The 13,154-nt window shown below is 32.8% G+C and carries 11 protein-coding genes; 7 read left to right on the forward strand and 4 right to left on the reverse strand.

All coding sequences use genetic code 11. The annotated features are described in order from the left end of the window. Positions 1-247: 247 nt before the first annotated feature. Genes ABXT64_RS05905 through ABXT64_RS05915 form a run of 3 tightly spaced genes read left to right on the forward strand, consistent with a single transcriptional unit; the run spans position 248 to position 5,756 of the window. Positions 248-2,740 carry a beta-mannosidase gene (locus tag ABXT64_RS05905; RefSeq protein WP_443634713.1) on the forward strand — a complete coding sequence of 831 codons (2,493 nt, stop codon included), beginning with the start codon at positions 248-250 and terminating at the stop codon, positions 2,738-2,740. Beyond that, on the forward strand, positions 2,737-5,028 hold the full coding sequence (locus tag ABXT64_RS05910) for a glycoside hydrolase family 20 protein (protein WP_443634714.1): 2,292 nt from the start codon (positions 2,737-2,739) through the stop codon (positions 5,026-5,028). Before ABXT64_RS05905 ends, ABXT64_RS05910 begins: the two co-directional genes overlap by 4 nt. 2 nt (positions 5,029-5,030) lie before the next feature. Beyond that, the gene (locus tag ABXT64_RS05915) at positions 5,031-5,756 is read left to right on the forward strand and encodes a copper homeostasis protein CutC (RefSeq protein ID WP_443634716.1); all 726 of its coding nucleotides are present in this window, start codon (positions 5,031-5,033) and stop codon (positions 5,754-5,756) included. 11 nt (positions 5,757-5,767) lie between these two features. Here the strand turns inward: ABXT64_RS05915 and ABXT64_RS05920 are convergent, their stop codons facing one another. Both ABXT64_RS05920 and ABXT64_RS05925 read right to left on the reverse strand, forming a co-directional pair. Continuing rightward, positions 5,768-6,241, reverse strand: coding sequence for a CYTH domain-containing protein (locus ABXT64_RS05920; protein ID WP_443634717.1), 474 nt, complete (start codon positions 6,239-6,241; stop codon positions 5,768-5,770). Positions 6,242-6,243: 2 nt separating this feature from the next. Beyond that, positions 6,244-6,624: a VOC family protein gene (locus ABXT64_RS05925; protein ID WP_443634718.1), complete on the reverse strand. Its 381-nt coding sequence runs from the start codon at positions 6,622-6,624 to the stop codon at positions 6,244-6,246. A gap of 40 nt (positions 6,625-6,664) precedes the next feature. On the opposite strand from ABXT64_RS05925, the gene dinB reads away from it, so the two are divergent. The 4 genes from dinB (at position 6,665) to ABXT64_RS05945 (ending at position 11,206) form a co-directional block, all read left to right on the forward strand. Beyond that, positions 6,665-7,762, forward strand: a complete 1,098-nt coding sequence (dinB, locus tag ABXT64_RS05930; protein WP_443634720.1) for a DNA polymerase IV — start codon at positions 6,665-6,667, stop codon at positions 7,760-7,762. Between the two features lie 66 nt (positions 7,763-7,828). Then, complete coding sequence (locus ABXT64_RS05935) at positions 7,829-8,602, forward strand: SH3 domain-containing protein (RefSeq protein ID WP_443634722.1); 774 nt, start codon at positions 7,829-7,831, stop codon at positions 8,600-8,602. A 145-nt stretch (positions 8,603-8,747) separates the two neighbouring features. Continuing rightward, positions 8,748-9,644, forward strand: a complete 897-nt coding sequence (locus ABXT64_RS05940; RefSeq protein WP_443634724.1) for a sterol desaturase family protein — start codon at positions 8,748-8,750, stop codon at positions 9,642-9,644. Between the two features lie 182 nt (positions 9,645-9,826). Beyond that, entirely contained in the window at positions 9,827-11,206 is a 1,380-nt protein-coding gene (locus tag ABXT64_RS05945) for a T9SS type A sorting domain-containing protein (RefSeq protein ID WP_443634726.1), read from the forward strand. A gap of 5 nt (positions 11,207-11,211) precedes the next feature. Here ABXT64_RS05945 and pyk read toward each other — a convergent pair whose 3' ends face one another. Then, positions 11,212-12,639: a pyruvate kinase gene (gene pyk / locus ABXT64_RS05950; protein WP_443634728.1), complete on the reverse strand. Its 1,428-nt coding sequence runs from the start codon at positions 12,637-12,639 to the stop codon at positions 11,212-11,214. Continuing rightward, complete coding sequence (locus ABXT64_RS05955; protein ID WP_443634729.1) at positions 12,639-13,130, reverse strand: IPExxxVDY family protein; 492 nt, start codon at positions 13,128-13,130, stop codon at positions 12,639-12,641. The genes pyk and ABXT64_RS05955 overlap by 1 nt, the downstream gene beginning before the upstream one ends. Positions 13,131-13,154 lie beyond the last annotated feature (24 nt).

Here is a 13,154-nt window from a genome sequence, read left to right on the forward strand (position 1 = left end):
TAGCGTTATCGATTTAAATCCTTCCAATATTTTATAAATATTTATTTTTGTCTATTTTCATTCAAAAATTAACAAAAAAGACTATTTTTTGATCATTTATAGTGTTTTTTAGGTCTTTTTTGAAAAAAAATAGATTTCGAGCATATACGAAGACACGCTTTTGCATACCATCATTTTTTGATTACTTTTAATACTTCTTATCAGATAAATAACGAATAAGATAAATCTATTTCCCTATTTTAGTAGCATGAGATTTGCCTTCTTTTTATGCTTTATTGCAGCACTTATTTTTTCATCATGTAATGACACAAAACAAGATTTTGCAAGTCAGAAATTACATCAAAACTGGAAATTTTCAGAAGAGAATGACAACTTGTGGATGCCAGCATCGGTTCCAGGTACTGTTCAAGCCGATTTACTAAATTTAGGGAAGATTCCCCATCCCTTTAAACTAAATAATGAAGATTCAATTCAATGGATTTCTGAAAGAAATTGGATCTATAAAAAGCAATTTTCAGTAAGTGAAGAACAATTACTAAAAACAAAACATTTTTTGCAATTTGATGGATTAGATACCTATGCTTCTGTTTTTTTGAACGATAGTTTGCTTATTAACACAAACAATGCTTTTCGAACTTGGGAAGTTGATATAAGTGACGCCCTTCAGCTTGAAAATGAACTAAAAATTATGTTTCAATCCACCGATTCTATTGAGGCAGCCGAAGCAGCAAAACTTCAATACAGTTTGCCTGAAGCGCCTCGTGTTTTTACAAGAAAGCCACAATTTCAATATGGTTGGGATTGGGGCCCTACCATTAAAACAATAGGTATTTTTAGGGACATTAAATTACAATCGTATACAGCCGCTCGATTAAAAGATGTCTTTTTTCAAACAAAATCTATTTCAGATTCATTGGCGATATTAAATGCTATTATTGAAATTGAAACTCCAATGTACAATGAAGTTAGCCTCGAAATAGAGAACAAAACAACGGGTGATATTTCAAACTTTTCATTTGAAATTGATAAAAATAAAACAGAGTATACCTTTCCTATGACGATAAAAAACCCAAAATTATGGTGGACACATAATCTGGGAACTCCTTTTTTATATGATTTTGAAATTCGTTTAAAACAAGATAGAAATACACTTGATGCCGTTTCAAAAAAAATAGGATTACGAACCATTGAATTAATCAATGAAAAAGATGTTCAAGGGGAATCATTCTACTTTAAGCTCAATGGAAAATCGGTGTATATGAAGGGCGCCAATTATATTCCTCAAAATATATTTTTGCCTGAAATTACTTCAGAAATGAGAACACAATTACTCAATGATGCAGTAGAAGCAAATATGAATATGCTGCGTGTTTGGGGCGGAGGGATTTATGAAGAAGATGAATTTTATTCGCTATGTGATGAAAAAGGAATCTTAGTTTGGCAAGATTTTATGTTCGCTTGCGCCATGTACCCTGGCGATCCTGAATTTTTAGAGAATGTAAAACAAGAAGCGATTGAGAACGTAAAACGATTGCGTCAACATCCTAGTATTGCACTTTGGTGTGGGAATAACGAAAATAGTGAGGGTTGGTATCGTTGGGGTTGGAAAGACGGAAAAACGGAAGCGCAACAGCAAGAAATTTGGGAAGGATATTATGCAGTTTTTAATCATATTTTACCCAAAGTAATTGACAGTTTACAGCCTTCAGTTTCATATTGGGAGTCTTCCCCAAAATATGGACGTGGTGACAAGCGCTATCAATTTGAAGGCGATGCTCACGATTGGTGGGTGTGGCATGACGGCTATCCTTTTGAACATTTTGAAGAAGAAGTTCCTCGTTTTATGAGTGAGTTCGGATTTCAATCTTTTCCGAGTATTGAAGCCATTCAATATTTTACAGAGCAAGATTCTATAGATATTTCGCATCCCTCTTTTAAAACGCATCAAAAACATGCCAGAGGATTTTCTTTGATTCGTGAATATATGGAACGTGATTTTCCTGTGCCCACTGAAGCTGAAGATTATGTATATGTGAGTCAGTTGCTACAAGCCCATGGAATTACAAAAGGGATTCATGCCCACCGTAGAGCTAAACCCTATAATATGGGGACCCTATATTGGCAATTAAACGATTGTTGGCCAGTAGTATCTTGGTCGAGTATTGATGGCTTGGGAAATTGGAAAGCCTTGCATTTTAAAGCGAAAAAAGCATTTGAAAATGTTTTAATCTCTACGGAAGAGAAAGAAGATGTTGTCGAAATATTTGTGGTGAATGATACCTTTTCTGAAATAAAGGGAACAATGAATTTAACTCTTATGGATTTTAATGGGGCTATTATTTCAGAAGAAAAGAAAGAAGTGATCAGTACTGCAGATAGTAGCGAAATTGTTTATTTATATAATTTGAAAGATATAATTTTTGATACAAGTAATACTGTGTTGAAAATTACTTTCGGGGAAACACAGCAATTGCATTATTTTGAAAAATCTAAAAACTTAAGTCTTGAAAAATCTGAAATTGTCTCGGAAATAGTAAAAAATAAAGAGAGTTTTTTAATTACATTGCTATCAGAAACATTACAAAAAGATGTGTTTTTAAGTTTTAATAAAAAGGGCAAACTAAGCGATAATTACTTCGATTTGTTGCCAAATGAGTCAAAAACAGTTCAATTTTACACAAAAAGCGATAAAATTGAATTAAAAATAAAATCGATAAATCAACTAATAAGCAAAGAATGAGAAACTATATTTTACTATTTTTTATAGGTGTAGGTATCTTTAGTTGTACCAATAAAAAAGAAGTTTCTGTTTCAGATTTAGCATTAATTCCTAAACCTCAAAAGGTAGAAATTCAGAAAGGAAACTTTAAATTGGATAAATCTTCTACTTTATATGCAGCGGAGGAATTTGCAATTGCTTCCGATTTCTTTCAAGATTATTTAAAAAATGGAACTGGTTTTCAACTAGTGAAAGCATCAAAAGATGAAGCTTCTATTGTTTTAGAAAAAGATGCAAGTCAAGCAAAAGAAGGATATTCATTCCTTGTTTCTAAAAAGAAAATTATTGTTAAAGCAAGCGATGCTTCAGGAGCATTTTATGCAATACAAACACTTAGACAGTTATTGCCATATTCAATGGAGGGTTCTGAAAAATCATTTCAGGTTCCTATCTTAGTCCAAAGTGTTAGTATACAAGATGCGCCAAAATTTCAATACCGTGGGATGCATTTAGATGTTGGAAGACATTTTTTTCCGAAGGAATTTATTAAAAAATACATTTCTTCGATGGCCTTATTAAAGATGAATTATTTTCATTGGCATTTAACCGAAGACCAAGGATGGCGCATAGAAATTAAAAAATATCCGAAATTAACAAGTCACGCTGCTTTTCGAGATGAAACATTAATCGGTCATTATAGCGATCAGCCTCAACAATATGACGGCACACGTTATGGTGGATTTTATACCCAGGAAGACATCAAAGAGATTGTTGCTTTTGCTGAAAAACACAATGTCACTATTATACCTGAAATTGAAATGCCGGGACATGCACAGGCTGCAATAAGTGCTTATCCAGAATTAGGCTGTACAGGCAAGGAAGTGCCAGTTGCAACAACTTGGGGTGTTTTTGAAAACATATATTGTCCCAATCAGAAGACATTTGCATTTTTAGAAGATGTACTTACTGAAGTGATCGATTTATTTCCTGGAGAGTATATTCATATTGGAGGTGATGAAGCTCCTAAATCGCAATGGAAAAAATGTGCTCATTGTCAGAAATTAATAAAAGAGCACGATTTAAAAGATGAACATGGTTTGCAGAGTTATTTTATTCAAAGAATGGAAAAATTCCTCAACAGTAAAGGCAAGAAAATTATTGGATGGGATGAAATTTTGGAAGGCGGTTTAGCGCCTAATGCTACGGTAATGTCTTGGCGAGGAATGGAAGGAGGCATTGAAGCCGCAAAAGCAAAACATTCGGTGATTATGACCCCGACTTCGCATGCGTATTTCGATTATTATCAGTCAGATTCACCTGCTGAACCTTTAGCAATTGGCGGCTTACTTCCCTTAAAGAAAGTGTATAGTTTTAATCCAATTCCGGAGGAGTTAACGAAGGATGAAGCTAGTTTTATTTTAGGAGCTCAAGGAAATATTTGGACTGAATACATGAAAACTGAAGCGCAAGTTGAATACATGGCTTTTCCAAGAATGTTGGCAATGAGTGAGGTCGTTTGGAATGGAGCATCAACCAATGTTGAAGAGGATTACTCGGAGTTTTTATTGCGCTTAGAACCTTTTTTAGATCGTCTAAAAGCTCTAGATATTAACTATGCTAATCATTTATATAAATTAGAAGGAAAGGTAATAAAAGAGAATGGAGGCGTTTATTATCAATTAAAGACTCCAATAGTAGGAAAGGATATTTTCTATCAACTCAATAATGGGATTTCTACAAAATATACAGCACCATTTTCTATTACTGAAAGTTCTTCAATACAATCGCAGGTAACTAAAAATGGAGTTGTTTTAGGAGAGTCGTTTACGGACACCATTGTTTTTCATCAAGCTATTACCGGTTCTTTACAGCTGAATATTGCACCAAATAAAGCCTACGATGCTGGCGGAAAAGAAGCATTAATCAATGGGATTAATGGAAGTGATAAGAGGTATGGTGATAAAGAATGGCTTGGCTTTTGGGGAGACAATGTGGAAATTACAATAGATTTGGGTGAGCCTAAAGAGATTAGATTCTTTAAAACTCGATTTTATAATGCAACAGGACAATGGATATATGCGCCTAAAGAAATTGAAATTTTTGCTTCTGAAGACAATGTTTCTTATGGGTTATTAAAAAGGATTCAATTAGATAATACGGAAAGAATCGTTGAGGTTACTTCTGAAATATACCCCACTAAAAAGCAATTTATAAAGATTAGAATTCCTAATTATGGAATGATACCTGAAGGAAAACAAGGAGCAGGAAACAAGGCGTGGACCTTTATTGATGAACTAATATTTGAGTAAATATGAAAATTGAAATCTGTGCTAATTCGTTTGAAAGTGCTAAAAATGCTCAAGAAGCTGGAGCAGATCGCATTGAGTTATGTACAGAATTATCGGTTGGAGGATTAACACCTTCACATGGGCTTATAGAAAAAGTATGTGCAGAATTATCGATTCCTGTACATGTATTAATTCGACCACGAAGTGGTAATTTTTGCTATTCTGATGAGGAATTAGATATCATGATCCGAGATATTTCATTTTGCAAAAAGATGGGATGCTCAGGCGTTGTAAGTGGGGTTTTAACTTCGGAGAGTAATATTGATGACATTGCAACAAGAAATTTAATAAATGCTTCAGAAGGGCTTGAATTTACGTTTCATAGAGCATTCGATTGGTGTAAAAATCCTTTACAAGAAGTTGAAAACTTGATAAATTTGGGTGTACATCGAATATTAAGTTCGGGACAACAAAATACTGCGATTGAAGGTATTGACTTGTTGAAACAAATTAAAAATTGTTCAGAAAAAAGGATTGAAATTATGCCAGGTAGCGGGATTAATTATACGAATGCCTTGGCTTTTAAAGAAGCTGGTTTTTCAAACATTCATTTTTCAGCTACAGAAAGAAAGCAAGTGTTAAAAAACACACCAAAAGTTAGTATGCATAGCGATTCATTTTTTGAAGAGGGAATCATTGCAAGCTCAAATAAAGAAATGATACAGGAGATTAAAGAGTTGTTAGCCTAATAGAAAATAAATTATACCTTCCAGTTTTTAAAGGGATGCTTACTCAATTGAGAGTTGTAATATTTTATGATTCCAGTAACTTCTTCACCAATCCAATTTGGTTTTTCAAAAGTTTCATTTTCTGAAGATAATTCGATTTCTGCTACTATTAATCCGTCATTATCTGCAAAAAACTCATCTACTTCAAAAATATGGTTTCCTTTTTTTACTTCGTACCGTATTTTATCAATTACACCAGTTTCACATAGCGACAAAAGTGTTTTTGCTTCTTCAACTGAAATTTCTTTTTCCCATTCTAATCGGGAAGTTCCAGATTCATTTGAAATTCCTTTTACAGTAATAAAGCCTTGTTCTCCTTTTAATCGTATACGGACCGTACGATGAGGATCGGTATTTAAAAACCCTTGCACAATAAGTGTTTGTTGAAAGGCTTCCTTTTTAAAATCTTCAGAAAGCACTAAAAATTTACGTTCTATTTCTAGCATATTTATTCTGTTATCCTCCAGGGAGGGTTTTTTCTAGTGTCTCCACCGAAAAATAAAATTAACTGATTTCCATCAGGATCTGTTAAATAAGCTTCTCGCCAACCCCATGATTTATCTTCTGGTAATTGATCAAAAGTAATTCCTTTCCCCTGAAGTTCATTTACTTTTTCATCTAATTCTTTTTCTTCAAAATAGATACTTGTTCCGTTTTTAGGGGCTAATTTTTCAACCAAATGAATAGAAAAAGTCGCTTCACCATCAGGACATTCAAAACGAGCATATCTTGGATAGGATTTAACAATCAATAGTAAGCCTAGTGTTTTATAGAAGGCTACAGACTTTTCAACATCCAATGAAGGAATAGTTACTTGATTTAAATTCATAATGGACAATATTCTGACTAAGATATTATAAATTTATGGGATGCTAAAAAATGCCACATATCGAAAAATTATTCATGTCGACATGGATGCTTTTTATGCTTCTGTAGAACAGTTAGACAATCCAGATTTGGTTGGCAAACCCGTTGCTGTTGGAGGTAGTTCAGTGAGAGGTGTGGTAAGTGCTGCAAGTTATGAGGCTAGAAAATTTGGGGTTCGAAGCGCTATGAGTGGAATGATGGCAAGAAGAAATTGTCCTGAACTTATTTTCGTAAAACCAAATTTTGAACGGTATAAAGAAGTTTCAAAAATTATTAGAAGTATTTTTTTAGAGTATACCGATTTAGTTGAACCATTGTCTCTAGATGAGGCTTATTTAGATGTTACGGTAAACAAAAAAGGAAATCCGAGTGCTTCCTTGATAGCACAGGAAATTCGTGAAAAAATAAAAGAAAAAACAGGGCTAAATGCTTCAGCAGGAATCTCAATTAATAAGTTTATTGCTAAAGTTGCGAGTGATATTAATAAGCCTAATGGACAAAAAACAGTAAACCCCGAAGAGGTTATTGAATTTTTAGAACGATTAGAAATCAAACAATTTTATGGTGTTGGGAAGGTAACGGTTAAAAAAATGTACCGTTTAGGAATTTTTACGGGGAAAGATTTAAAAGATAAAACGGAAGAATTTCTTTCTCAAAATTTTGGAAAAAGTGGACGATTTTACTATCGTGTAGTGAGAGGGAATCATACCAGTGAAGTAAAACCCACACGAACGAGAAAATCCTTAGCTGCTGAGCGTACATTTAATGAAAATATTACCTCCGAAATATTTATGATGGAACGTCTAGATGATATTGCTAAAGAGGTAGAAAAAAGATTAAACAAAAGTAAAGTCGCAGGAAAAACCATAACACTTAAAATTAAATACAGTGATTTTACGTTACAAACTAGAAGTAAAACATTGCCCTACTATATTTCAAATAAAGAGGTCATTTTAGAAACTGTTAAAGATTTGTTATTTCAGGAAGGAATGAAAAACTCGGTACGGTTGTTGGGAATTTCTATTTCGAACCTCAATACCGATAAAGGAAAAGTTCCTAAAAAGAAAGTCGTCGCGGTTCAATTAAAATTTGATTTCTAATTAAAAACAAAACATATATGTGAGATAATTACTTAATTTTTTTATTAACCCTAACACACACACAATATGAAAACTGTAAAAATTTTAAGTCTTGCTCTTTTATGTTCAATTGCTTTTATTTCATGTAAAAACGAAACTAAAATCGAACAAAACGAAATCGAATCTAACGATTTAGCTTTAGCTGAATTGAATACCCCAGAAATTTCCTCTTCCTATTTATACGTCACAGCCTCTACCGGATTAAGTTTGCGGGAATATGCCAATTTACAAAGTGATAAAATTGGATTAATGCCTTATGGAACGAAAGTAAAAGTAATTACTATTGAAGGAACTCCAACGATGAATATTGGTGGAATTAAAGGAGGAATGGATGAAATAGAATTTAATCATAAAAAAGGATTCGCTTTTAATGGTTATCTGTCTAAATTTTTCCCTCCTGAAAGAGATATTTCTGCGAAAGGATATGCAGATGAATTGCAAGAAGCTTACAAGTCTGTGATGTATTCAGAAAGTATTGGTGGTTCTGTGAGTGAACCAACGAATACTGAAACGCTGGTATTGCCTACAAATCAATGGCATGAGGCATATTATATTGCAAAGGAATTATTTTTTATTCCTTCAGAATTTAAGTATCCAAATCAACATGGGAAAGATCTTAAAGTAATTAAAGACAAAAAACCTAAAAATAATGTTTGGGTAAGCGAAATGCATATTTCAAGAAAGGACAATACACTTCAAAAAATAGAATATATCTATAAATCTAAAAAGTTTGAAAGTACCGTTACTATAATTAAAGATGGAGAAAAGATGAAAATCTCTAAAACGGGAAAAGTACTATAATCGTCTTTGCGAGCGAAGCGAAGCAATCTCATGAAGTTAGTAATTAACATTAAAGAGATTGCTTCAGTCGTTCCTCCTTCGCAAAGACAATTTCGGCAGAGCTTTTCATTTTGTTTTTGTATTTTAGATGCTCAAATAAAGTTCCATGCCAGATTTTCCTAACATTATTCTTTTTGCTATCCCTTTTTTTGTGATTGCGATGTTGCTTGAGCTCTATGTAACAATCAAGAAAAATATTGAAACATATACGACTAAAGATGCTTTTGCTTCTATAGCGATGGGTTTGGGGAATGTTTTTCTGGGGTTTTTAAGCAAAGCTATCGTATTTGCGGCCTTGTATTATGTGTATCAAAATTTTCGTTTTTTTGAAATTCCAGTAGCTTGGTGGAGTTTTATTTTGATCTTTTTCGCAGATGATTTCTCTTATTATTGGTTTCATAGAATATCACATAAAAGTAGATTGTTTTGGGCTTCTCATGTAGTACATCATTCTTCACAACGCTATAATTTAAGCACAGCATTACGTCAAACATGGTCTGGAGGTTTTTACACCTTTGTTTTTTGGTTATGGATGCCTTTGTTAGGTTTTCATCCTGAAATGATTTTATTACAAATGTCGATTAGCCTATTGTATCAATTTTGGATCCATACAGAAACCATTCAAAAAATGCCAAAATGGTTTGAAGCTGTTATGAACACACCTTCACATCATAGAGTGCACCATGGCAGTAACCCTATTTATATAGACCGAAATCACGCGGGCATATTAATAATTTGGGATAAAATGTTTGGGACTTTTCAGCCAGAATTAAAGGATGAAAAAGTGATTTACGGCTTAACTGAAAATATTAAAACCTATAATCCTATCATTATTGCTTTTCATGAATGGATTGCTTTGATTAAAGATTTTTTTACAGGAAGAATATCTTTAGTTAATAGGTTTAAATACTTAATTAAACCACCTGGCTGGAAACATGACGGTACGGGTAAAGATTCAACTATGTTGCGAGAAGAATGGTTGAATGAACATTTTAAAAAATAATACTAATGACCCTCTAATAGTTTCCAAAGAATCATTTTATAGTTTTTAGATTTAGAAGTTAGGACAACAAATTATGTTTACTATCCTTTTGTCATTCTCAGCTGTCCCACTGAGCTAAGTCGAAGTGTGACTGGGAATCCATTTAATTTTTCTATCTTTATAAAACTCCCCCTATTCGTTTTATGAAACATAAATACCCCCTATTAATTATTCTATTTTTAACCTGTTCTCAAATAGGTTCTGCCCAATTTGGACCTCAACAAATTATTGATACTGATATCCCATCCTCTTGGTCCATTTTTGTAGCAGACCTTGATGGAGATGGTTTTTTAGACTTAATAGCAACAGAACAAATTGAAAGTAAAATTATTTGGTATAAAAATTTAGACGGTTTAGGCAACTTTAGTTCCCAACAATTAATTACGACTAATCTAGAATATACTCGTTATGTTACTGTTGCAGATGTGGATGGAGATGGAGATATGGATATTTTAGCTACATCTGGTTCTAATAATTTAGTTGTTTGGGTTGAAAACTTAGATGGTTTGGGGAATTTTGGCACTCAACAAATTATTACATCTACATTAGATTCACCTCAAATCGTTATTGCTGAGGATGTGGATGGAGATGGAGATAAAGATGTATTTATTGCATCGAGATTGGATAACAAAATTACTTGGTTTGAAAATTTAGATGGTTTAGGCTCATTTGGGCCTCAGAATATTATAGATTCTAATGCTTTAACTGCGCTAACAGTTTTTTTTGCTGATATTGATGGTGATGGAATTAAAGATGTTATTAGTGACAGCTCTATTAACAATCAACCTGTCTGGTACAAACATCTAGACGGTCTAGGAAATTTTGGAAGCCAACAAGAAATAACAAACGATACTTCTGGCTCTATTTATGTTATTGCAGATGATGTTGATAACGATGGAGATATGGATGTGTTAAATATTGAATTTGGTGGTGAAACCATTGCTTGGTATGAAAATGATGGATTAGGAAATTTTGGTTCCAAACAAATAATATCAACTAATATTACTTCTAGAAATATTATTAGTGTAGATCTTGATAATGATGGTGATAAAGATATTTTATATAACCATCAAGAAATAGGGCTTGAAGGCTTTGTGGTTTGGAAAGCCAATGATGGACTCGGTACTTTTGGAACTACACAATTAATCTCCAATAATTTAGAAGCTCCAAGGGGTCTTTTTGCAGCAGATATTGATAATGATGGTGATGAAGATGTATTTTATACTGATATTTCTGATAATAAATTAGCTTGGCATGAAAATCTAACGATTCTTTCAGTAAATGATAATGAGTTGTTTAATATAACTATTCATCCAAGTCCCGTTAAAGAAATATTAATAATTGAAAATAAAAAAGGGATAAATATTAAATCTGTCACTGTTTATGATATTCTTGGAAAGCTGTTGCTTCAAGAAAATGAAAGTTTTAATAGCATTGATGTTTCACAACTCAATAGTGGATTGTTATTTGTAACAATTGAAACTGCACAAGGGAGTATCACTAAAAAGGTGGTGAAAGAGTAATTTAATTACACCTGACTCACCCTCAATGTATTCACCATTCCTTTATCAACTATTGGCATAGCAGCTAGGTTTATTAAAAATTCTCCTTCTTTTACAAAACCACTGTCAAACGCTATTTTATTAACGTCTACAACTGTTTCATCGGTACTTACATAACGATCATAAAAGAACGCCTGTACACCCCATAAAAGGTTTAAACGAGATAAGATTCGTTTATTAGAAGTAAACACTAAAATATGTGCTGCGGGTCTCCATGCTGAAATCTGAAAGGCTGTATATCCACTATTTGTTAAGGTACATATTGCTTTGGCTTCAATTTCATTAGCCATGTGTGCTGCATGATAACAAATTGATTTGGTTATGTAGCGGTTGGTTTTAATATGTGGAGGGTCGTGAGGGACTCTAATTAAAGGTGAATTTTCTACTGTTTTCAATATATTAGACATGGTTTGAATCACTTCAACAGGATATTTTCCAACAGAAGTTTCACCAGAAAGCATCACTGCATCAGCTCCATCCATCACCGAATTTGCCACATCATTCACTTCTGCTCTCGTTGGAGTAAGTGAATCTATCATTGTTTCCATCATTTGGGTAGCAATAATGGCTGGAATTCTAGCTTTTTTAGCAACTAACACTAATTGTTTTTGAATAAGAGGAACTTCTTCTGCAGGAACTTCAACTCCTAGATCACCTCTTGCAACCATGATTCCATCACAATAGCCAACAATTTTATCTATGTTTTTAACCGCTTCTGGTTTTTCAATTTTTGCTATAATGGGGATTTTATAGTCACAATGTGCTTCAATTATCGCTTGTAATTCTTTTAAATCTTCGGCATTCCGTACAAATGATAATGCGATCCAATCTACTTCTAGAGAAATAGCAAAAATGGCATCTTTTATATCTTTTGGAGTTAATGCAGGGAGTGAAATTTTAGTGTTAGGTAGATTTACCCCTTTATTTGAACGCAACATACCGCCCTGAATAACTTTAACCTGAACCTTATTTTCTTTATTAGTTTCAATTACTTCAAAAATAAGTTTTCCATCATCTAATAATATTCTTTCCCCTTGCTCTACATCTTTCGGAAAATTAGTATAATTCATGTATACTTTTTCCTTAGTACCTTCAAACTTATCGCCTGTATAAATATAAAGTAAGTCTCCTTTTTCTATGTTAACTTCTTCCTTCATAATACCAATTCTAAGCTTTGGACCTTGTAGATCGGCTAAAATTGCAGTAGAAGTGTTTAATTCAACCCCTAAGGCGCGAATTAACTTTACAGTTTTTTTTACATTCTCATATTCTGCATGAGAAAAATTAACTCTAAATACATCAACTCCTTCAATGATCATGTTTTTCAAGGTTTCTTTGTCTGAACTTGAAGGGCCTAGCGTGGCAACTATTTTTGTTCTTTTTCTATTTGGCATTAGTCAAAAATTAAGTGAGATTTAGATTTAATTTGTTTATTGTCTATTATATAAGCTGAAATAACGTGCTCAATCTCATTAATTGAACTAATTAAATTTCTTAAAGGTACTTTTTCAAAATCTGAATATATTTTCAGAAAGTAATCTACATTTTTAAATTCTGGCAGTAAATATGTGGTTACTGTTTTTTCTGAAATAACATTTGTGAATAATCCATTTTTTGGATTTGGCACAACTTCTTGGTATTTATATTTATTAGCAACAAGATTAAATTTAGTATAATTAAATTCATTTTCATATTCAAAAATTGGATAAGAAACATCATGTCTAGCAATTGAAAAATCAAGATCATTATTTTTTCGCTTTAAACGTAATGAAAGAACTTTATTAATCATAAAAGCAATTTTAAATTCTTCTTCACTGCAATGAATTGCAATGAGAAAAAACTCATCACAGATATCCTCCTCTAATATTAATTTGTGAAGCGTCATTTCAGAAAAAAATTTTCTTTTTTC

Origin of the sequence: Candidatus Marifrigoribacter sp. Uisw_064, assembly GCF_047730175.1 — a bacterium.
In the GTDB taxonomy this organism is placed as follows: Bacteria; Bacteroidota; Bacteroidia; order Flavobacteriales; family Flavobacteriaceae; genus Marifrigoribacter.